Origin of the sequence: Bosea vestrisii (genome assembly GCF_030144325.1) — a bacterium.
GTDB lineage: Bacteria > Pseudomonadota > Alphaproteobacteria > Rhizobiales > Beijerinckiaceae > Allobosea > Allobosea vestrisii_A.
This window is the reverse complement of record NZ_CP126307.1, coordinates 4,488,622-4,509,731: the sequence shown is the minus strand read 5'-3', so window position 1 is coordinate 4,509,731 and position 21,110 is coordinate 4,488,622. Positions and strand designations below refer to the sequence as shown.

14 protein-coding genes and 1 pseudogene are annotated in these 21,110 nt (G+C 67.1%); 5 read left to right on the top strand and 10 right to left on the bottom strand.

Translation table 11 applies throughout. The features are described from left to right. Positions 1-75 precede the first annotated feature (75 nt). From QO058_RS22165 to QO058_RS22135, 7 genes and pseudogenes are all read right to left on the bottom strand, one after another. A complete protein-coding gene (locus tag QO058_RS22165; RefSeq protein ID WP_284168389.1) occupies positions 76-1,170 on the bottom strand; it encodes a histone deacetylase family protein in 1,095 nt (364 codons plus the stop codon). Between the two features lie 71 nt (positions 1,171-1,241). Beyond that, positions 1,242-1,832 carry an EAL domain-containing protein gene (locus tag QO058_RS22160; RefSeq protein ID WP_284168388.1) on the bottom strand — a complete coding sequence of 197 codons (591 nt, stop codon included), beginning with the start codon at positions 1,830-1,832 and terminating at the stop codon, positions 1,242-1,244. Further along, positions 1,829-3,559 carry a putative bifunctional diguanylate cyclase/phosphodiesterase gene (locus QO058_RS22155; protein WP_284168387.1) on the bottom strand — a complete coding sequence of 577 codons (1,731 nt, stop codon included), beginning with the start codon at positions 3,557-3,559 and terminating at the stop codon, positions 1,829-1,831. The genes QO058_RS22160 and QO058_RS22155 overlap by 4 nt, the downstream gene beginning before the upstream one ends. 74 nt (positions 3,560-3,633) lie before the next feature. Further along, entirely contained in the window at positions 3,634-4,254 is a 621-nt protein-coding gene (locus tag QO058_RS22150; protein ID WP_284172990.1) for a TetR/AcrR family transcriptional regulator, read from the bottom strand. After that, on the bottom strand, positions 4,251-4,838 hold the full coding sequence (locus QO058_RS22145) for an acyl-CoA dehydrogenase family protein (RefSeq protein ID WP_284168386.1): 588 nt from the start codon (positions 4,836-4,838) through the stop codon (positions 4,251-4,253). The genes QO058_RS22150 and QO058_RS22145 overlap by 4 nt, the downstream gene beginning before the upstream one ends. Before the next feature lie 85 nt (positions 4,839-4,923). Next, positions 4,924-5,427 (bottom strand): annotated as a pseudogene (locus QO058_RS22140) (acyl-CoA dehydrogenase family protein); the annotation flags it as partial. A 150-nt stretch (positions 5,428-5,577) separates the two neighbouring features. Next, positions 5,578-5,841 (bottom strand): hypothetical protein, encoded by a 264-nt coding sequence (locus QO058_RS22135; RefSeq protein ID WP_126113652.1) that lies wholly within the window; start codon positions 5,839-5,841, stop codon positions 5,578-5,580. Between the two features lie 256 nt (positions 5,842-6,097). Between QO058_RS22135 and QO058_RS22130 the strand changes: the two genes are divergently transcribed. After that, positions 6,098-7,273 (top strand): hypothetical protein, encoded by a 1,176-nt coding sequence (locus QO058_RS22130; protein ID WP_284168384.1) that lies wholly within the window; start codon positions 6,098-6,100, stop codon positions 7,271-7,273. A gap of 55 nt (positions 7,274-7,328) precedes the next feature. Here the strand turns inward: QO058_RS22130 and QO058_RS22125 are convergent, their stop codons facing one another. Both QO058_RS22125 and QO058_RS22120 read right to left on the bottom strand, forming a co-directional pair. Next, positions 7,329-8,342, bottom strand: coding sequence for a TRAP transporter substrate-binding protein (locus QO058_RS22125; protein WP_284168383.1), 1,014 nt, complete (start codon positions 8,340-8,342; stop codon positions 7,329-7,331). Positions 8,343-8,637: 295 nt separating this feature from the next. After that, a complete protein-coding gene (locus QO058_RS22120) occupies positions 8,638-10,536 on the bottom strand; it encodes a TRAP transporter large permease (protein ID WP_284168382.1) in 1,899 nt (632 codons plus the stop codon). A gap of 190 nt (positions 10,537-10,726) precedes the next feature. On the opposite strand from QO058_RS22120, the gene QO058_RS22115 reads away from it, so the two are divergent. From QO058_RS22115 to QO058_RS22105, 3 genes are read left to right on the top strand one after another with little or no spacing between them, the layout of a single operon-like run. Then, complete coding sequence (locus QO058_RS22115) at positions 10,727-11,578, top strand: IclR family transcriptional regulator (protein ID WP_284168381.1); 852 nt, start codon at positions 10,727-10,729, stop codon at positions 11,576-11,578. Continuing rightward, positions 11,575-13,215: an acyl-CoA synthetase gene (locus QO058_RS22110; RefSeq protein WP_284168380.1), complete on the top strand. Its 1,641-nt coding sequence runs from the start codon at positions 11,575-11,577 to the stop codon at positions 13,213-13,215. Before QO058_RS22115 ends, QO058_RS22110 begins: the two co-directional genes overlap by 4 nt. Next, positions 13,212-14,069 (top strand): PCC domain-containing protein, encoded by an 858-nt coding sequence (locus QO058_RS22105; RefSeq protein ID WP_284168379.1) that lies wholly within the window; start codon positions 13,212-13,214, stop codon positions 14,067-14,069. Before QO058_RS22110 ends, QO058_RS22105 begins: the two co-directional genes overlap by 4 nt. A gap of 12 nt (positions 14,070-14,081) precedes the next feature. Here QO058_RS22105 and QO058_RS22100 read toward each other — a convergent pair whose 3' ends face one another. After that, positions 14,082-19,184: an autotransporter domain-containing protein gene (locus QO058_RS22100; protein WP_284168378.1), complete on the bottom strand. Its 5,103-nt coding sequence runs from the start codon at positions 19,182-19,184 to the stop codon at positions 14,082-14,084. 1,011 nt (positions 19,185-20,195) lie between these two features. On the opposite strand from QO058_RS22100, the gene bcsN reads away from it, so the two are divergent. Further along, positions 20,196-21,086 (top strand): cellulose biosynthesis protein BcsN, encoded by an 891-nt coding sequence (gene bcsN, locus QO058_RS22095; protein WP_284168377.1) that lies wholly within the window; start codon positions 20,196-20,198, stop codon positions 21,084-21,086. The last annotated feature ends 24 nt before the right edge of the window (positions 21,087-21,110 follow it).

Genomic DNA, 21,110 nt, shown 5'->3' with positions numbered 1-21,110 from the left:
CGGGGGAGAAGGTGGCCCGGCGAAGCTGGGTCGGATGAGGGAAGGGTCGCGCAAGCGGCCCTTTTCTTCATCCAGTCACACCGCCCTCATCCCCCTGCCGGGACCTTCTCCCCCGAGGGGAGAAGGGGCATCACTTGAATCCACCCAGGAACGCGTCGAGGCAATCGCCGATCGCCTCGATCGCGTAACCCCCTCCTGCACCACCAAGGTCGGCAGGCCGAGCGCCTTTACCCGCTCGCCGATCGTGCCGAAATCGGCAGCTTCGAGCTTGAGCACGCCGATCGGATCGTCCTTGTGGGCGTCGTAGCCGAGCGCGATCACCAGGGCTTCCGCGCCGAACTCGCGGATGGCGCGACCGGCGCGGTCGACCGCCGCTTCCATCTCGGCGCCGGCAGCGCCGTGGGCGAGCGGCAGGTTGAGATTGAAGCCGTCCCCTGCCCCATTGCCGCGCTCGTCCTCATAGCCGGTGAAGAAGGGGTAGTAGTTGACGGGATCGGCATGGACCGAGATCGTCAGCACGTCGTCGCGACGATAGAAGATCTGCTGGGTACCGTCGCCGTGATGAGCGTCGACATCGAGGATCGCGACCTTGCCGAATTTGCTGCGCAGGCGCTGCGCCGCGATCGCTGTGTTGTTGAGATAGCAGAAGCCGGTGGCGCGGTCGGCGCGGGCGTGATGCCCCGAGGGGCGGCAGAGCGAATAGACGGCGCGTTCGCCGGCGAGGATCGCCTCGGCGCCCGAGACTGCCGTCTCGGCCGAGCGCAAGGTCGAGAGCCAGCAATGCTCGCCGACCGGCACGGAGAGGTCGCCGAGATACCAGCCGAGCTGGCCCATGATCCCGGTCGGCCGGCAGGGCGGGCGGACATCCTCGTCGGTACGGCCGCTCCAATAGGGGAAGGTGTTGGGCCAGGCCTCGGGTCCACGCTCGGGCAGGGCAAGCCAGCGCGCCCACAGCCCTTCGAGGAAGCGAACAAAGCCCTCGTCATGAACCGCAAGGATCGGGCCGGTGCCGTGCTCGGCCGGACGCTCCGGCGTGACGCCATGCTTGGCCAGCGCGCCGAGCAGCCGCTCGGTCCGCTCCGGCAGGTCCTTCGGCGCCACGATCTGGCCGAAGCGCATATATTGCTGCGGATCGTGCTTCGACTGGTCGGGATGGTAGAAGGCGCGCATGCAAGGCTCGTGGCTTTGATCCGGAAGCGCGCATAGCGCCACGAAAACCGCGCCGCGACCAGTGCGCCGGCTCAGGCAGCGGCACTATCCCCATGCATGGCGCCGTTCTTCGGCAACAGGTCCGGCAGCTGCAACAGCCAGGGCACGCGGCCGGCAGGCGCTGGCTTGGCATAGCGGTAGCCCTGCGCGAAGCGGCAGCCATGCTCGCGCAGGAAGGCCTCCTGCTCGAGAGTCTCGACCCCCTCGGCGACGACATCGAGACCGAGATCGGCCGCGAGCTGGATCAGCGCCCGCACGATCGCTGCGTCACCGCGCCCTTCGGCGACATGGCTGACGAAGCCGCGATCGATCTTGAGGGCATCGACCGGGAAGCGCTTGAGATGGGTCAGCGAGGCGTAGCCCGTGCCGAAATCGTCGAGCGCGACGCGCAGGCCCGCGGCGCGCAGCGTCTTCAGCGTGCGCTCGGCCTCATCGGCATTGCGGGTGAGCAGCACCGTCTCGGTGACCTCGACGCCGAAGCGATCGGCCGGCACACCGGCGGCTACCAGCTGACCGAGCAGGCGCTCCGGCAGCGCGGGGTCGCGGAAGACGCTCGCTGCGAGATTGACATGGACGTGCCCGACATCAAGGCCGGCGTCGAGCCAGCGCCTGAGATCGCTCACCGCCGCAGCGATGATCGCATCGCTGATCCCGTTGGCGATCTCGGCGTCCTGAAACCTTCCTGGAAGGCGGCGGCCGGGATGATGCCGCGCTCGGCATGGCGCCAACGCGCCAGCGCCTCGAAACCGATGATCCGGCCGGTGTCGAGCGCGACCTGCGGCTGGTAGAAGGGCAGGATGCGCTCCTCCTTCAGCGCGCCGGCCAGCCCCTGGCAGACGGCGACGCGGCGCGCCATCGCGGCCCGCATCGCCGGCTCGTAGACGATCGCCATGTTGCGGCCGTTCGCCTTGGCCCGGTAGAGCGCGAGATCGGCGTCCTTCATCAGCTCGACGGCATCCCGATCATGCTCGGGCGCGAACGCAAGGCCGAGGCTCGCCCGCGTCGCGATCGTCTGCCCGGCATGTTCGCAGGGCTGGCGCAGCACCTCGATCAGCCGCTCCCCCTTCGCCAGGGCCTGCGCCGCCGTCAGCCGCTCGGCGGAGAGCACGATGAACTCGTCACCGCCGAGACGGGCGACAAAGTCCTCCGGGCCGATCGCTGCGGAAAGCCGCGCCGCCGCCTGAATCAGCAGCGCGTCACCGGCATCGTGGCCGAGCGTGTCGTTGACCGATTTGAAGTCGTCGAGGTCGATCAGGAAGAGCCCGACCGCGCCGCCCTTGCGCGCCATGCGCGCCAGCTCCCGCTGCAGGCGCTCGCCAAAGAGCAGCCGATTCGGCAAGCCTGTCAGCGCATCATGTGTCGCCTGCAGGCGGGTCCGCGCTTCGGCCGCCTTGCGGTCGGTGATGTCGACGATCCCGGCGACGACTGCCGGTGCTTCGCCGATCGGCAGCGTCGTCGCGGTGATCAGGACGTCGCGCACGGCGCCGCTGCCGTCGCGGACCTTCGCCTCATGGCTTTTGATCTGCTCCTGCTCATGCAGCAAGCGGGCGATCATGCGCCTGTTGCCGCCATCGAGCAGGATGTCCTGGACCTGTGCCTGCGTGACCTCCTCGCCGAAATAGCGCTTTGCTGCATCGTTGCCGCGCAGGAAGCGGCCCTCCTCGCGCGAGGTGACGATGAGCGGGATCGGCACAGCCATGAAGATGCGCTCGATCATCGCCTGGCTGGCGACGAGCTCGTCCTTGGCCTGGCGCTCGGCCTGCGTCGCCGCCCATTCGAGCCGGCGCAGGCGGTTGCCGTGGACGACTACCAGCCCGAGCGCGAAATTGAGCATCACGAGGACGAGGATCAGGCCCGGCAAGGTCGTGGGCATCGGCCCGCGACCAAGGTAGCCGGCGAGCATCAGAGCACTGCAACCGACACCCAGGACCATGCTCCAGCGAAAGGCCGTCGGCGCCACCAGATAGAAGATCGAGGGCAGCATCAGCACGACGAAGAGCGCGAGATCACTGCGCGAGGACACCAGCAGCGCGACCGCGAGGGCGGTCGTGACCTCCCAGCCGATCAGCACTCCTTGCGCCTGCGAGAACCGCGTCGCTCGGCGCACTAGTGCGAAGCAGAGCAGCGAGGCGAAGACGACCGCGAGCCGTGCCGGCACGGCGACGAAGAAATGCGGCGTGCCGTGGAAGCGCCAGTCGCTGGCGAGGAAGAGCGTGTTGAGGATCGCCGAGATCAGGAAGATCAGGCGGCACTGCCGGAGCATTTCGGCAAAACGCGCATCGCGGAACGCCACCTCCCGGAGGGAATCGCGGAATTCACCACCGAATCGAAACAGGCCGTCGCGCGTCATGGCCTACCGTCACCCGGCGCTGGTCAAAGCGAGGTTAAGGTGAAATGGCCAGCTGTCTTGGCCAATAGTCTTGGCTAGCTCTCTCCGCCGACCTTGATCGGCGCGACCAGCGCCGCGAGTTCATCCGCAAGCTGGTCGATATCGAAGCGCCCCTCGCGATACCAGTCGACCGAGCCGTTCATTGCCCCGAGCAGGAAGAGGCGCAGCCGCTCCGGCGCGGCCCCCGCCGCGAGCGCGCCCGTGCCGGCGAGCTCCTCGATCAGCAAGCGCCAGACATCCTCATAGTCGCGCCGCATGCGCCGGACGCTCTCCGGCGTCGGGTTCTCGCCGAAGCTGAAGACCTTGATGCTGGCGCAGGTGTAGTCTGAATGGCCGTGCAGTGCCGACAAATGCGCTGCGATCGCCGCTGCGAGCCGGCGGCGCGGATCGGTTTCGCCGGCGGCGGCGAGCGCTGCCGCCACGGCCTCGTGGACTAAGCGGACACCGTCATTGACCACCGCCTCGACGATCTCCTCCTTCGAGGCGAAGTGATGGTAGAGGCTGGCCTTGCGGATGCCGACGGCTTCGGCGATCTCGCGCAGGCTGGTCTGGTGATAGCCATTGCTGCGCAGCAAACGTGCAGCATGATCGAGGATGAGGCGGCGTGCGCCGCCCGCCAGCTCCGCCCGCTCGCTGCGTCCCGTCACGACCGTCACAGGCGCTTCGCCACCTCTTCGAGCATGACTTCGGTGGCGCCGCCGCCGATCGCCTGGACGCGTGCGTCGCGGGCCATGCGCTCGATCGCGCTCTCGCGCATGAAGCCCATGCCGCCATGGAACTGGACGCAGGCGTACATGACCTCGTTGACCAGTTCGCCGCAATAAGCCTTGACCATCGAGACCTCGCGCGTCGCGTCGAAGCCCCTGGCATCGAGCCAGGCGGCATGGTGGACGAGCTGGCGCCCGGCCTCGACCTTGGCGGAGAGCATGGCGAGCTTCTGGCGGATCGCCTGCTTGTCCCAGAGCGGCGCGCCGAAGGCCATGCGCGTGCGGACATAGTCGACCGTCAGCTCGATCGCGGCCTGCGCCTCGCCCATCGCCATGGCGCCGATCACGGTGCGCTCGTTCTGGAAGTTGCGCATGATCGCGTAGAAGCCGCGTCCCTCGCCGCCGAGCAGGTTCTCGGCGGGAATCCGGCAATCCTCGAAGATCAGCTCGGCAGTGTCCGAGGAACGCCAGCCATGCTTGTCGAGGGCGCGGCCGACGCGGAAGCCCGGCGTGCCTTTCTCGACCAGGAACATCGAGACCGCCTGCGAGGGGCTTCGCCGACGGATCGGTCTTGGCGGCGACGCAGTAGAGATCGGCGTGGACGCCATTGGTGATGAACATCTTGGCGCCGTTCAGCACGTAGGAATCGCCCTCGCGCCGCGCCGAGGTGCGAATGCCCTTCACGTCGGAGCCGGCATCGGGCTCGGTGACGGCGATGGCGCAGATCACCTTGCCGGCGATGATGTCGGGCAGCCAGCGGTCGCGCTGCTCCTTGCTGCCGGCATGGAGGACATGGACCGAGGCCATGTCGGTGTGGACGAGCGCCGTGATGGCAAAGCCCGAGAAGGTCGAGCGGCCGAGCTCCTCGGCCAGCACAACGGTGGCGAGCGTGTCGAGCTCGGAGCCGCCATATTCGGCCGGGTAGCGGATGCCGAGGAAGCCGAGCTCGCCCATGCGGCGCAGCACCTCGCGCGGCACCATGCCGGCCTCTTCCCAGGCGAGCCCGTGCGGCTTGACCTCGCTCGCGACGAAGCGGCGCAACTGGTCGCGCAGCGCCTCGTGTTCCTCGCTGAAATAGGGCGAGCGGAGGGTCCCGCCGCCAGCTGCATCGAAATTGTCCATCGCCGCCAGCATGCTCCCATGTCTCCGCATAGCTTATCCTACCGGTCGGCAGGTAGACAACTCTCGAATGCCGTGAAGAAGAGAGGAGCGGCGCTCGCTCCTCTCTTCCTCCGGGCTGGTGTCATCGACCGGCCTGGCTCTCCTCAGGTCTCAGTTGCAGCCGCAGCCGTGCCCGCCATTGCCGATGCCGATACCGCCACGGCCGACGCTGACCCGGTTGCCGTTCAGGATGCCGTTGCCGCTCAGCACCGAGACGTTGTTGAGCACCTTGACGTTCGAGACGGCAGTCGTGACCGAGGCCACCGAGGTGACCAGTCCACCGAGAAGGCCGCCGCCGCGGCCGCCCTTGCTGCCGGCGAAGGCGGGGGTGACGGAAAAGGCAGCGATCGAGGCAAGAACAATTGCGTACTTCATCTTTCTCTCCCTGCACTCGCTCCGGGTATCGAAGCGATATGCACGTTATGGTTGTGTTTTACTTTGAGCACAATCTGAACGCATTGTTAACCATACTTGCTAGCCTTAACCGGAGAGCGCTTGAATACAGAAGCCAATATTACCTCGGTTTCAATGTATTACACTAGACCTATTCTTTGAACTACCAGCAACATCTTGATTGAATTAACTGGCCGTTAGGCATGATCACCTATCTTTGTCTGAGAGGGGTGATATCATGCGTCCTGTCCGTACGGTATTCGCGCTTTGCTGCGCCTTGCTCTGCGCCCCTCCGGCGACGGCCGGAGAGAAAGCGGAGGAGAGTTTGGTCTCGACGGCGGTGGTCGGCCTGCGCGGTGGTTTCGATTCCAGCCCGACCAACAGCAAGGGCGAGAAGGGCAGCCCGACGCTGACCGGCTTTGCGAGTTGGAACTATCTGCGCGGCACGGTGCAGGACGGCTACGGGCTCGACCTTCTCCTGGTCGACACCCAGTACGATCCGCGCCAGCTCGCTGCCAGCCGGCTGCATACGCTGATGCTGAAGCACGCCACCGGGATCGGCGAGAACCTCACCCTGCAATCCTCGCTGGCGCTCGAGAACGAGCAGACCTGGTCGCGCCGCCGCAGCAGCCTGACCTGGCGCGAGCGGCTCAATCTCAGCCTCGGCTCCATCAGGCTCTTCGCCAACGCCGAAGCCCGACTCGCCGCGCTGAACGAGCGCAACGTCTTCGCCAGCGGCGATTTCCTGCCTCAGGACGAGAACCTCGCCACGCTCGGCATCACGCCGGGTATCGCCTGGCGCCAAAGCGAGACCGAGATCGGTGTGTCGTTCATGGCGTCACGCACGCGCTTCACCAACGGCACCGACTATCTCGGCATGCGCCGTGACAACTACCGGTTGCAGCCCAATCTCTTCGTCTCGACGGCGCTCAAGGGAGCGACGTTCGAGGCCTCGCTCTCGCCGCTGCAGATCATCTTCCCGGACAAGGAGTTCGAGAACGAGAAGAAGCTGCTCTATACGGCGAAGCTGCGCGTTCCCTATGAATGGCTGACGCTCGACCTGTCGTCGGGCCGCACCGTCGAGGACACCACCCTGCCCTTTGCGGTGGTCAATCTCGTCACCCAGCACGAGGGCAAGCTCACCGCCCGCTTCAACGACACCAACGCGCTCTCCCTCACCATCAGACAGAAGCTGGAGGATTATCTCGGGCTCGACTCGACGACGCGCACCGCCAGCATCGGCCTCGACTATGCGCGCGGCCTCGGCAACGGCATGACCGCGACCGCCTCGGCCGGCTGGCGCAAGACCAAGGATACTGGACTCGAAGCGGTGCCGGCCTTCGTGGTCCAGCTCGGACTGCAGAAGCAGCTCGATTTCAGCGACCCGGGCAAGACGGCGAAGAAGGGTGGTTGAAACGCTTGCGGCGCGCCTGAGGCGCGCCGCAACGATCAATCGAGACTGACTTGGATCAGGCCAGCTTGCCGCCGACCGCCTTCTCCAGGATCGCCCAGGCCTCGTCGCCGTATTTGCCCTTCCACTCGCCGTAGAAGCCGGCCTTCTGCAGCGCGGCGCGGAATTCGTCGGCCTTGGTCGGGTTGATGACCATGCCCTTCGAGGTCAGCTCGGCCTGCAGGCCGGCATTGAGCTTGGCGACGTCGGCACGCTCTAGCAAAGCGGCGGCGTCGATGTTCTTGGCGACGATGGTGCGCAGGTCCTGCGGCAGCCGGTCCCAGGCGCGGCGATTGGCCAGGAACCAGAAGCCGTCCCACATATGGTTGGTCAGCGAGAGGTACTTCTGAACCTCGAACAGCTTGGCGGTCGCGATGATCGCGAGCGGGTTCTCCTGGCCGTCGACGATCTTGGTCTGCAGCGCCGTATAGACCTCGGCGAAGTTGATGCTGGCCGGGGCCGAGTCGAAGGCCTTGAACATCGAGGTCCAGAGCGGCGAGACCGGCACGCGGATCTTGAAGCCCTTGAGGTCGGCCGGGCTCGTGATCGGGCCCTTGGACGAGGTCATCTGGCGGAAGCCGTTGTCCCAGATCTTGTCGAGGACGTGCAGGTTCGCCTTGGCGATCTGCCCGCGGACATAAGCACCGAGCTCGCCATCCATCGCCTTCCAGACGGAATCATAATCCGGGAAGGCGAAGCCGATGCCGCTGACCGAGGCGTTCGGCACCAGCGTCGACAGGATCAGCGGCGACAGCGTGAAGAACTCGACGCCGCCGGAGCGGACCTGGTTCAGCATGTCGGTGTCGGAGCCGAGCTGGTTGTTCGGGAAGATCTGGATGACGACCCGGCCATTGGTCTCGGCCTTGATCTTCTCCATCGCCTCGGCGGCGCGCACGTTCATCGGATGCGCCAGCGGCAGGTTGTTGGCGTATTTGTAGGTGAACTCAGGCGTCTGGGCGCGGGCGATCGAGAAGGTCCCGATCGTGGCGGCGGCAGTGGCGCCCTGCAGGATCGTGCGGCGTGAGATCGACATGGTCTTTCCTCCCTGAAGGTTCTTCATTGGTCAGCGCGGCCTCGTGCGGACACGCCAAGGTGTTTTGCTCATGCTGCGCGGCACATACCGCATGGACAACTGATCGCGATGGTGGGCGGCCATGCCAAGCCGGCATGTCCCAACTCAGCCCTCATCCTGAGGAGCCGCGCAGCGGCGTCTCGAAGGATGCTCCAGGAGGCTCCGGAGACAACTGGAGCATCCTTCGAGACGCAGCCTGAAGGCTGCTCCTCAGGATGAGGGCTCACGGGGGAAGTCGGCGAACTGACTCGATCCATCACAGGAACATCGTCGAGAAGGACGGGACATAGGCGATGATGGCGAGGCCAGCGAGCAGCGCGAGCAGATAGGGCCAGATCGCGCCCATCGCCTCGTCCGGTTCGACATTGCCGATCTTGCAGGCGATGTAGAAGCCGATGCCGACCGGCGGCGTCATCAGGCCGATGTTCATCGCGGTGACGACGACCATCGAATAGTGGATGTCGTTGATGCCGAGGCTCTTGGCGATCGGGAACATCAAGGGCGCCATCAGCACGATCGCCGGCAGACCCTCGAGCACGCAGCCGAGGATCATGAAGACGACGATCGTCACCGCCATGAAGCTGATCCAGCCGCCGGGCAAATGCGACATCGCCGTCGCGAGATCGCGGGCGAAGCCGGTCTGGGTCAGCGCCCAAGCCATCGCCGAGGCGGTGCCCAGGATCATCAGGATCGCGCCGGAGAGCGCCGCGGTCTCGACCAGCATGCCGTAGAAGGTGCGCCAACTGATACCGCCATAGAGCACAATGCCGACGATCAGCGCGTAGAGCACGGCGATGGTCGAAACCTCGGTCGCGGTGGCGACGCCGCCGCCGACGGCGCTCCGGATCAGGAAGGGCAGGACAAGGGCGGGCGCCGCGATCAGCGCGGTCTTCCAGATCACCGCGAACGGCGCACGGCGCACGCCCTTGAGCATCTCGCCACGCGCCTTCCAGCGCGCCAGGATCGCGAGCACGAGCAACAGCACGGTCGCGACGACGAGACCGTTGGTGAAGAGCCCGGCGATCGAGACGCCGGCGACCGAGCCGAGCACGATCAGCACGATCGAGGGTGGCACGGTCTCGGCCATGGCGGCGCCGGTCGAAAGCAGCGCGATCAGCTCCTTGGGCTGGTAACCGCGCCGCTTCATCTCCGGGAACAGCGCCGGCGCCACCGTCGCCATGTCGGAGACCTTGGAGCCGGAGATGCCGGAAACCAGGAAGAGCGAACCGAGCAGCACATAAGACATGCCGGCGCGGACATGGCCGAGCATGGAGGCGAGGAAATCGACGATCGCCTTGCCCATGCCGGTAGCGTCGAGAACGCAGCCGAGCAGAACGAAGATCGGTACCGAGAGCAGGATCAGGCTCGACATGCCCTCGTCCATGCGCCCGATCATCACGAAGATCGGCACGGTCGTGCTGAACGACAGGAAGCAGAGCGCGCCCAGCCCGAAGCAGAAAGCGATCGGGATGCCGGCAAAGAGGCAGAGGCCGACGACGCCGAGCAGGAAGATCACGATGTTGACGTAGCCCAGCGTCTTGAACACCGGGGTCAGCAGGAAGAAGGCTGCCGCGACGACACCGATCACCGCCGCCGAGATCAGGAGGTCGCGCAGCGTGCAGGTGCGCACCGCATAGGTCAGCACCAGCGCCAGCATGGCGATGATGCCGAAGGCGATGGCCGAGACGCGGTAGCTCGAGGGTATGTTGAGCGCCGCCGAGGTGACGTAGGATTCCTCGATGACATAGTCGATCGCCGGCCAGGTCATCACCGCGAGGAAGGTCGCGACCGCGAGCAGGCCGAAGGCATGGACGAGGCCGCGCAGGCGCTCCGGCAGCATGCCGACGAACAAGGTCAGGCGCAGGTGCTCGTTGCGGTCGATCGCGATGGCGGCGCCCAGCATGGCGAGCCAGAGGAAGCAGATCGAGGCAGCCTCGTCGATCCAGACCACCGGAATCGACAGGACATAGCGCGAGGTCACGCCGGCGAGCAGCAATGTGACGATGGCGACGAGCAGGATCGCGGCGATGACCTCGAGCGGGCGCACCAGCGCCGAGCCGACACGCTTCGGAGTGTGGTCGAGGCTCTCCAGGACCGCGGCGACGCCATCGCTGGCATGCGCGCCGGCGGCTGCGCTCGTGCTTGTTTCGGCCATAAGGGCCGCTCCTCCCATCCGCCCATCGCGTCGGCATCGCCGATCGCAAGGGTCCACATTATGGCGATTTAGCTCGCTCGTTCCGCCTGGAACATACACGGATCAGCCATTGTTGCAATCACTGGCGCGGCCATCTACACCTTTAAAGCAGAAGAGAGGTCCGCATCATGGACCCAATACGGCGGAGGACATGCAGCCCGATCTTGTGCCGACGCCCGATCTGTCAGGCTCGCAGAGCGTCGACCGCGCGCTGCGACTGCTCTCGCTCGTTGGCCGTGAGACGGCATCCGGCCTGCCGCTCAGCGAGCTCGTCGAGAACAGCGGGCTGAACAAGCCGACCGTCCGGCGCCTGCTGCTGGCGCTGATGCGGGCCGGGCTGGTCGAGCAGGAGGCGCGGACGCGGCGCTACCATCTCGGCGAGGAGGCCTTCGTGCTCGGCCTGCTCTCGGGCCAGCGCCACGGGTTGCTCGACCTCGCCATGGAGAGCCTGCGGGAGCTCTCCGACACGACGCAGGACACCAGCTTCTTCTCGATCCGGCGCGACCGCTTCGCCATCTGCCTGCATCGCGAGGAAGGCACCTGGCCGGTGCGCACCCATGCCTTGCAGGCCGGCGACCAGCACCCGCTCGGGGTCGGCGCCGGCTCGCTCGCCATGCTGGCGCTGATCCCGGACATCGAGGCTACGGCGATGATCGAGGCCAACCGCGCTGTCCTCGCCGCGCGCTACCCGGCCTATGCGCCGGCCCAGCTCATCACCGACATCGCGCTGGCGCGGGCTCAGGGCTTTGCGCTCAACCCGGGGCGTATCGTCGCGAACTCCTGGGGCATCGGCGTCGCCGTTCGTTATCCGGATGGGCGCGTTGCCGGTGCGCTCAGCATCGCCGCGATCGATTCACGCATGCAGCCGCAGCGGCAGGAGGAGCTCGCCACCCTGCTGCGTCAAGAGGCGCGGCAGGTCGAGCACAGGATCGCCGCCATGCTCGCCCGGCGGCAGGGCAAGCCGGCGCAAGACGAGATCAGGACAGCGGAGACGACGCCATGACGACGAGCGCAACAGGCGCCGGCCCGGCGGGCGGGCAAAAGCCCATGACGACGCGGGTGATGAACCTCGCGCATTTCCTGACGCGCAATGCCCGCCGCTTTAGTGATCGACCCGGGTTGATCTGGGGCGAGCGGCAATGGAGCTGGGGCGAGCTCGACGCGGCCGCGCACGCGCTCTGCGCCGCACTGTCCGCCCGCGGCATCGGCAAGGGCGACCGCATCCTCGTCCACTCCAAGAACTGCGACGAGATGTTCGTCTCGATGTTTGCCGCCTTCCGTCTCGGCGCCGTCTGGGTGCCGACCAATTTCCGGCTGATGCCGGACGAGGTCGCCTGGCTCGCGACCTCCTCGGGCGCCAAGGGCTTCCTCTGCCATGGCGATTTCCCCGATCACGCCGCGGCCGTCGCCAAGGAGAGCAATGCGCTGGAGTTCATCTGGCGGATCGGCCCGGGCTCCTTCGGCGAGACGACGCTGACCGAGGCGATCGCCGCGCATCAGGGCAGCCATGTGCCCGATGCGGTCGTCGACCGCGACGATCCCTGCTGGTTCTTCTTCACCTCCGGCACCACCGGCCGCTCCAAGGCGGCGGTGCTGACCCATGGCCAGATGGGCTTCGTGGTGACCAATCACCTCGCCGACCTCGTGCCGGGCTCGACGGAGCAGGACGCCTCGCTGGTCGTAGCCCCGCTCTCGCATGGCGCCGGCGTGCATCAGCTCGTGCTGTCGGCTCGCGGCGCTCCGACGATCCTCTTGCCGACCGAGCGCTTCGACATCGACGAGGCCTTCCGGCTGATCGAGAGGCACCGGGTCACCAACATCTTCACGGTGCCGACGATCCTGAAGATGCTGGTCGAGCATCCGGCCGTCGACCAGCACGATCACTCCAGCCTGCGCCATGTCATCTACGCCGGCGCGCCGATGTATCGCGAGGATCAGAAGACGGCGCTGAAGAAGCTCGGCAAGGTGCTGGTGCAGTATTTCGGCCTCGGCGAGGTCACCGGCAACATCACCGTGCTGCCGACCTATCTGCACGCGGAAGAGGACGGGCCAGAAGCGCGCATCGGCAGTTGCGGCGTCGAGCGTACCGGCATCCAGGTCGCGATCCAGAACGATGCGGGCGAGGAGCTCAAGCCCTTCGAGACCGGCGAGATCTGCGTGATAGGCCCGGCGGTGTTCGCCGGCTATTATGAGAACCCCGAGGCCAATGCGAAATCCTTCCGCAATGGCTGGTTCCGTACCGGCGATCTCGGCCATATGGACGAGCAGGGCTTCGTCTACATCACCGGCCGCGCCTCCGACATGTACATCTCCGGCGGCTCCAACATCTATCCGCGCGAGATCGAGGAGAAGCTCCTGACCCATCCGGCGATCGCCGAGGCCGCCGTGCTCGGCGTGCCCGACGCGGTCTGGGGCGAGATCGGCGTCGCGGTCTGCGTCGCGCGCGGTCATATCGATGAAAATGAGCTGGCAAACTATCTCGCCGAGAAGATCCCACGCTACAAGATGCCGAAGCGCTTCTTCTTCTTCGAGGAGCTGCCGAAATCCGGCTATGGCAAGGTGCCCAAGCGGCTGGTGCGCGACGAGCTGGAGAAGCGCGGCCTGCTCGATTTCATCAGGGCGCCGGGAGCCTCAGCGTGAGAAGAATCGAGCAGCCGGGACCGGCCGAACCCGAGCGCATCCAGTGGTTCGAAGGACGCGGCCGCAAGCTCACGCTTGAGCTGAAACCCGGCCTGCTGCTCGACGCGATCGCCGAGGCCTTCGCGGCGCAGGGTTTTTCCAGCGGCGTGCTGCGCCTGCCGGCCGGGCTGGCGCTCGCGCCCTTCGCCTATGTGATGCCGGCGCTTTCGGCGACGCCGGAGCACGCCGCCTTCTACAGCGAGACCTTCCGGCCTGATGGCGTGACCCGGATCGAGACCGGAGCCCTGACCTTCGGCGAGCGCGACGGCGCGCCATTCTTCCACGGCCACGCGCTCTGGCGCGAGGCGGATGGCAGGCATAATGGCGGTCATATCCTGCCGGATCAGAGTTTCCTGGCCGAGCCGATCAGCGTCGATGCGGTTGGGCTGGAGGGTGCCGGCTTCGTCGCAGGCCATGATCCGGAGACGAATTTCAAGCTGTTCATGCCGGCCGAACGCCAGAGCGGCGGAGCGAAAACTGGAGGTCGCTTCTTCGTGCTGCGGCTGCGGCCGAACCGCGACGTCTTCACCACCCTGGAAGGGTTCTGCGCCGAGCGCGGCATTACGCAGGCGATCATCCATGGCGGCGTCGGCTCGACCATCGGCGCCCGCTTTGCCGATGAGCGCGTCATCGAGCCTTTCGCCACCGAGATCGCGATCACCGCCGGCCATGTCGCGCCAGGCGAAGACGGCAAGCCGGAAGCCGCACTCGCCATCGCGCTGGTCGACTATACCGGCGGCATGGCACAAGGCGCTCTCCAGCGCGGCGAGAATCCGGTGCTGATGACGCTGGAGCTGGTGCTGGAGGCGCAGTAGCGCTCCTGCTCCTCAGAACCGCATTTCGACCCTGCCCTTGAGGGCGTGGTCTCTTGAGCGTTCGCCGATGGCGGCGGAGTAGGTCAGGCCGAGGGCTGTGGCAGACGAGAGGCGCCAGTCGAGCCCAGCCTCGGCGACGAGCGCCTCGCGATCGATCTGGGCCGCGAACACGCGCGCCGGGGTGGTTCCGAGGGCGAAGGCCGTGCTTGCCGTCGGGGTAAGCTCGCCAAAGCCGTGACGCCAGCCGAGCATGGCGCGGGCGAAGAGCGGGGCCGAGCCGAGCTGCGCCTCGGCACGCAGGCCGAGCGTTGTGAAGCCGAGGGTCTGGTCCGAGGAGAGCACCCGCAGCGCCGCGGCGCCGCCGCGTTCCGTGCCGGCGTCGGTCGAGACGCGGATCAGCGCCAGCTGGGCAAAAGGCTCGAGCGCAAAGCCGCTGAGGGCAAAGCCATAGCCGAGTTCGGCGAAGCCTTGCGCGACCGCGCCCGGGCGCTGCAGCCGCAAGCTGTCGCCAAAGCCGCGGATCTGGACCTGGCGGCGGATGTCGCTCTCGGACCATGAATAGGCGAGGCCTGCGTCGAGCCGGAGATTGCCGAAGCGGCCCCCGGCGTAGAGCGCCGCATGGCCACTGTCGAGCTTGCCCGAGGAGCGCCGGGCATCGAGATCGAAGCGCGACTGGCTGTAGCCGCCGGCGACACCGAGCTTCAGCGACGAGCCCGGCGCGTCATAGAGCATCAGGTCAGCGCCGAGCAGCGCCCCGCCGCTGCGGCGGCTGAGGCTTCCGGCATTGCCGTCGGCGTCGGTATTGCCGGCGCCGCCAAAGGCCTCGCCCCAGAGCGTGTAGCGCGGCTGCGGCGCGTTCATCAGCACCGCGCCCTTGCGGCCGGGCAGGTCGGCGCTGAAGGCGGCAGCGACCTGTGCGCCGGGAGCCGTCAGCAGCGGCCCGCGCAGGCGGTTGAGGATGGTCTCACGCACCAGCCGGCTCTCGTCGATCATGACGCTGACCGCCTGCGCATGCGCCTCGCCCGAGAGCAGGTCGAAGCCGGCGCGCGCCTCGGCCGCCGTGCCCGAAAGCAGCGTGTCGTAGATCGGGTTGCCGACGCCGAGACGCTCAGCCGCATTGGCGATGAACCCCTGATTGCGGGTCGAGGCGACGTCCAGGAAGGTCGTGGCTGTTCGGCTCATGGTCAGGACGACGTTGTTGCTGTCATAGGCCAGCGACGGCGTCAGGAAGACGAGGTCCGAGGTCACGTCGGCGAAGCGGCCGGTGACGCCGCCGGCGGCGGTCAGGATGGTGTAGCTGGTCGAGGCCGCGTAGGTGCCCCTCTCGGCCAGCACGGCGACCGTGCCGCCCGAGATCGTCGCCAGCCCGGAAGCCAGGATCTTGTCGCCCTGCCCGGCCGGGTTGATCTCGACCTGATAAGTCGAGCCACTCGCGAACGAAATGTTGCCGGCAACATTGAGCGTCCCGATCGAGTTGCCGGGTGCGACCGTTCCGCCGGCATTGGCGGCGATGCCGCCGACCGTGCCCGAGCCACCGAGCGCGCCGCCATCGATCGTCACCGCGCCGGTGAGCGAGCCGTTCACGACCAGCTTGCCGCCCGACACCGTCGTCGCGCCGGTATAAGTGTTCGCCCCCGTCAGCGTCAGCGTGCCCGAACCGCGCTTGGTGAGCGTGCCGGTGCCGGAGATGTCGTAGGTCAGCGTCGCCATGTCGGTGAAGTCGGCAACGATGGCGCCGTCGTTGACGATCGCTCCCGCCGTGATGGTCAGCAGACCGGCCCTGCCGCCATTGCCGAGGTTGAGCGTGCCGAGCGTGTCGATCTGGAGATCGCCCGCGGTGATCCGGAGTTCGCCGCCCTCGGCGAGGGTGACAAAAGTCGGCTCCGTCGAGCCGGGGCCAATGGCGAAGGTGTTGGGGATGGTCCACAGCGAGCCCGCGCCGGTCACCAGCGCGCTGGCGCTGCCGCCTAAACCGGCCTGGACCGCGGCGCCGAGGTTTACGGTCAGCGTCGCGCCGCCCGAGATGATCAGCGAGGCGTTGCTCGCCAGACCCTGCAGCAGGAATATGTCGGTCGTGACCGAGGAGCCGACGCCGTCGATGCGCAGATCAGAGAAGACGACGACGCCCCAGCCGGGATTGGCGAGCTTGCTGCCCTGGCTGACGACCAGCGCGCCACTATTGACCTCAATATTATGGCCGGCCGTCAACAAGCCGGCCTGATCGAGAAGCAGCATGCCGCCATTGACCTGGACGCCGCCGCCGAAGGTCAGCGATCCACCGCGGATGATGAAGGAGCCGGTGCTGCAGGCGCAGATGAGGAGGTCGCCGCCGAGATTGCCCGTGCCGGTGTAGATCTGCGTGCCGGAGCCGTCGAAGCGGAGCGAGCCATCGCCGAAGAAGGTTCCGGAGAAAGTGGCGGTCTGGTTAGTGGTCCCGGTGATCAGCATCTCGTCGAGGCCGATCAGGACGAAGCCGGCACCCGACAGCGAGCCCACCCTAGCCGCGGTAAAGGCACCACCCGCCACTTCGAGCACCGCCCCCGCCGCAACCGTATAGTCCGAGTTCGCGGAGAAGCCGGTCGAATTTCCGGCGATCAGCCGCCCGCCCAGGACCTGTGTTTGGCCCTTGTAATCGTTGGTACCGGTCAGCGCCGTGATGCCGGCGATCTGGCGCACCGAGCCGTCACCGGTGATCGAAGACGCGAACGTGTAGCCGACATTGGTATGGTTGAAGACCAGCTGGCTCGCGCTCGCCACCAGATCGACCTTGCCGACGAGGAGATCGCCCGCCGCCACGGCGCCGCTGCCCTCAGCTGCGCCGATATTGATGATGCCGCCGGCGCCGCCGGCGCTCAACCCCGCGATGATCGTGCCGTCGCCGGCGCTGCCGAGCTTGAGGCTGCCGCCGGCCGTGACCGTCAGCGATCCCGCATTGGAATGGCCGACATAGAGGTTTTCGCCATTGCCGAACCATTGCGAGCCGGATCCGGTGATCGTGACCGAACTCGCGCCGCCGGCGCCGACGATGCCGACCGTGCCGGAGCCGCCACCGGTCTTCACGGAGCCGCCTGCCTCGATCCGCAGCGTGCCGGAGCCATGCTCGCCAACTCGCATCTGGCCGAAAGTCTCCCAGCTCGAGCCGGTGCCGGTGACGATCGCGGTCGCGCCATTGCTGATATAGGCCTGCCCGCCGACGCTGTTGCTGCCGAGCTTGCCGCCGGCTTCGATGCGCAGCGTGCCCTCGTTGACCCAGGTGCGACCTTCATAGCCGGCCGAGCTGTCGCCGGTCAGCACCAATGTGCCGGCGCCCTGCTTGACGAAGCTGGGGGTGGTGCCGACGGCGCTGATCGCGCCGGTGAGTGTCAGCGTCGTTCCCGCATCGGTCTCGATGCGGCCACCACCACTGGTGAAAGCGATGTCACGGCCGCTGGTGAACGAAGCCGTCGTGCGCAGCACCGCATCAGCGCCTGTGCCGGCGCCAGCGACGATGGTCGCGTTGTTGAAGGTGATCGTGTAGCCCGCACTGCCGAGATTGGCGTCGGAGGAGACCGAGACCGTGCCCTGCGAGATCGTGTTGCCGCCGGTGTAGAAGTTGCTGCCGGTCAGGATCAGCGTCCCGCTGCCGGCCTTTATCAGGCCGCCGGCGCCGGTGATCGTACCGCCCATGGTGAAGTTCTGGCCGGCAGTGACCTCGACCGTGCCGGTGGCGTTGAGCACCATCGCCCGGGCCGTGGTGAAGCTCCCCGTCACCTGCAGGGTGCTGGCGCCGCCGAAGGTGATCCCGCTCGCCGCATTGCCGAGATTGGCATCGGCCGAAATCGAAAGCGTGCCGGCATTGAGCGTCGTGCCTCCGGCATAGGTGTTGGTGCCGGTCAGCGTCACCGTGCCGGCACCGTCCTTGGCGAGCGCGCCCGCGCCGGTGATCGTATTGGCGATGGTGATGCTGCTACCGGCGCCCTGGTCGAGCGTCAGCGTGCCGCTCGCGATATCGATATTGCCGATGATGCTGGCGGTGCCGGCCGCCGTGACCGTCAGCTTGCTGCTGCCGTTTACCTGGAGGGCATTGCCCAAGGCACCACCGGCGCCATCGGCATCGCTGATCATGCCGCCGGTACCAAGGACAACCGTAAGATTGTTGCCGGCGATGCCGGCTCCATGCCCGCCCGCAGCCCCCGAAACCGGTCCTACGCCACCATTGCCGCCGAGACCACCGACGACGGAGGCATTGACGTTGACTGTCCCACCATTGGCGATGAACACACCACCGCCGCCTGCCCCCCCTACTCCGCCGGGCGCGCCGCCGCCGCTGCCGCCCATTCCGCCATTGCCGCCGCGGACAGCGGCATTGATGGTGACGGTCGATGCACCGCTCAGGAACAGGCCTGCCCCGCCATCTCCACCGCTGCTGCCCGGCCATCCCCCCAAAGCAAAGCTGCCGATCCCGCCAACGCCGCCTTGAACGACGCCGGTGAGCGTCAACGACGTTCCGGCTCCGCCGGTCACGGCCAGTCCGTGGCCGCCGCTGCCGCCACCGCCTGCGTAGGTAAAGCCGCCGATCGCAGCACCACCAGCGCCGCCGGCTCCACCGGTCGCCGTCACGCCGGTCGAGCCGAGCGCTCCCGCGCCGGTGATCACGGCGCCCCAGCCGCCGGCACCGCCGCCCCCGCCGCCGCCCATGCCCAGGCCCTCGCCGCCGGCGCCACCAGCACCGCCGGTCCTGATTCCGCTCGGCACCGTCGCGCTAACGCTGCCATGCGCACCACCGCCACCGCCGGCGCCGGCCGCGCCGGTGGAGCCAGGGTTGCCGGAATCTCCCGGGTTCAACCCGCCCGAACCGCCGGCACCGGCGCTGGAACCGCCAGCGCCGCCGCTCAGGCCGGCACCGCCGCCGGCGCCGCCGATGAGGCTGCTGCCGTTACCGCCCGCATTGCCGGCGGTATCGGGATTGTCGAGACCACCGACGGAGCCGCCGCCACCGCCGCCAGCGCCGCCATTGGCCAACGCCGGACTCGCGAGCACCGCGCACAAGAGCACGAGCGCCGTCCCCGCGCACAGGCGCGGACGGAGCCGCACGACAGACGGCTTCCCAGCCTCGGCGACGAGCACGGATGTCACGAAGTCCCCCAACCAATCGCAATTATACCGTGCAACACTCTCGCGAGCTATGAACGGCCATTCACATCCATCGTCAGTAGCGCTCTGTTGCAGAGTTGTCGCAACGTTCGCGTCCGTCGCCTCGGCCATGGCGATTGCAGGCCAGGGGACGTTTCTCTTTGTCCGCGAGGACGGCACCGAATCGACGGTGATTCCAGTAGGATTTCCTGACCATTCCCCCATCCGACAACACAGATATATTGCCGCAACGTCAAGCGAACCTGCCAGCCGGCGCCAGCGTGACGGGGATAACGCGGCCATCAATCCCCGCCTCGGAAACCTGGCGTATTCTCCCCCGTCCCGTCCGACCAAGGGGGCTGTCGCGAGGCATCGTGCGGCCGGGCGGGGAGAGCGGTGTCCGCCTTGAACAGCCGTCGCGGGCTGGAATGGCGGAGGGGCCTCGTCCGGACGAAGCCGGGTCTTGCCCGACCTGAAGGCGCGGCGAGGCACCTTAAAGAGAACCGCGCGCGGGGTTCGGGAGCGGCGAGCATCAGCCGCTTCGACATCTCGACATCGACATTCGACACAGCGGCGGAAAGCGGCCGCAACCGGACCCCGCGCACCCCTTGGGCTTGCGCTTGCGATCAAACCCTCGCGGTGAACGTCGGCGGGGATTTCGGCGCGGGCATCAGGCTCTCGCCGTAACCAGACGGCCTTCACAACTGCCTGGTATTTAGAGCGAATTCAATCGCCCCTGAAAGATGCGCGACAATAGCCGCCACGTTCCGAGGCTTGTCGATCGATCGGACACGGCCTCGCCCAGCCAAATCCACTCCCAAAATGCCCATTGCCGCGCACAATCGGTTGGAAGGCCGGCGCGAATCATCTGTATTGGTGGCAAGGTACTCGGCCGATGCGCTCCCCAGACGGCCTGCGCACGGGAGTAACGACTCGTTAACCAATGTTAATCGATGGTCAATGCATGACGGCGCGCAACAATCGCTTCCGGCGACAATGACGATTCATCGGCGAGTGACGATCGCGGGTCTCGCGATCCCGTCAGCGCACAAGGCAGCACTCCTGTGGGTCGCCGCCACGGCACTGTTCGTGGCGGGCTGCGGCGAGCAGCGGCTGTCTGACGCCGAACTGACCTTCTCGACCCGCGCCATCGCAGTCGATCCCAGCCGGGCGCTGATCGCCTTGCCGCCCGGCAGCCCGCCCGCGATCAGTGTCACGCAGCGCAGCTACGACAACGCGATTTCGCAGACGATCTCGCTGGCGACGCGCGGCCGGACCCCCGGCGAGAACACGATCCAGGTCGCCTTCTTCACCGCGGCCGACCTGCCGGACAGCGCCGGTGTCGAGGGCAACCTGCTCAAGCTGCCGGGGATCGACGATTTTTCCGTCGCGCAGGACATGGAGGAGCGCCTGCCGGGCGTCGCCATGGCGCCCTCGGCCGTCTTCGTCCAGAACAGATACGGCCCGTTCGGCTATGCCTTCGGCCGCGGCGCCGGTGGCGAGGCCTGTCTCTACGCCTGGCAGCGCATTGCCGATGGAGACAGCGTCTTCCGGCCCAAATCAGGCGCAGTCTCTGTCCGTCTGCGAATCTGCGATCCCAAGGCGACCGAGGCCGCGCTGCTACGCCTCGCCTATGACTACTCGCTCAACGCCTCGCTGCGACGCAGCGGTTGGGGACCGATCGGGGACGCTCCGGCGCCAGCGCCGGAACTCGGCAAGGCCGGGGCGCCGATCTATCCGCTGCCGCAGGTTTCAGATCCGGAGCCAGCGGCGCCCCGACGCGTTGTGCGACCGCGGCCGGCGCGAGCTTCGCAAACCGAAGCCGACCGAGCCCATGATTCTCAGCCGATCCCGGACAGGCCGCTGGAGGGATACCCAACCGTTCCGCCACCACCTGCGCCCTGAGGCAACGAAGCGTCAGACGAATCG

Bases quoted from the DNA above. Each gene is read 5' to 3' on its own strand.
- QO058_RS22155 (WP_284168387.1), bottom strand. From the start codon at position 3,559: ATGACGCGCGACGGCCTGTTTCGATTCGGTGGTGAATTCCGCGATTCC.
- QO058_RS22120 (WP_284168382.1), bottom strand. From the start codon at position 10,536: ATGGCCGAAACAAGCACGAGCGCAGCCGCCGGCGCGCATGCCAGCGAT.
- QO058_RS22110 (WP_284168380.1), top strand. From the start codon at position 11,575: ATGACGACGAGCGCAACAGGCGCCGGCCCGGCGGGCGGGCAAAAGCCC.
- QO058_RS22125 (WP_284168383.1), bottom strand. From the start codon at position 8,342: ATGTCGATCTCACGCCGCACGATCCTGCAGGGCGCCACTGCCGCCGCC.
- QO058_RS22115 (WP_284168381.1), top strand. From the start codon at position 10,727: ATGCAGCCCGATCTTGTGCCGACGCCCGATCTGTCAGGCTCGCAGAGC.
- QO058_RS22135 (WP_126113652.1), bottom strand. From the start codon at position 5,841: ATGAAGTACGCAATTGTTCTTGCCTCGATCGCTGCCTTTTCCGTCACC.
- QO058_RS22145 (WP_284168386.1), bottom strand. From the start codon at position 4,838: ATGTTCCTGGTCGAGAAAGGCACGCCGGGCTTCCGCGTCGGCCGCGCC.
- QO058_RS22165 (WP_284168389.1), bottom strand. From the start codon at position 1,170: ATGCGCGCCTTCTACCATCCCGACCAGTCGAAGCACGATCCGCAGCAA.
- QO058_RS22130 (WP_284168384.1), top strand. From the start codon at position 6,098: ATGCGTCCTGTCCGTACGGTATTCGCGCTTTGCTGCGCCTTGCTCTGC.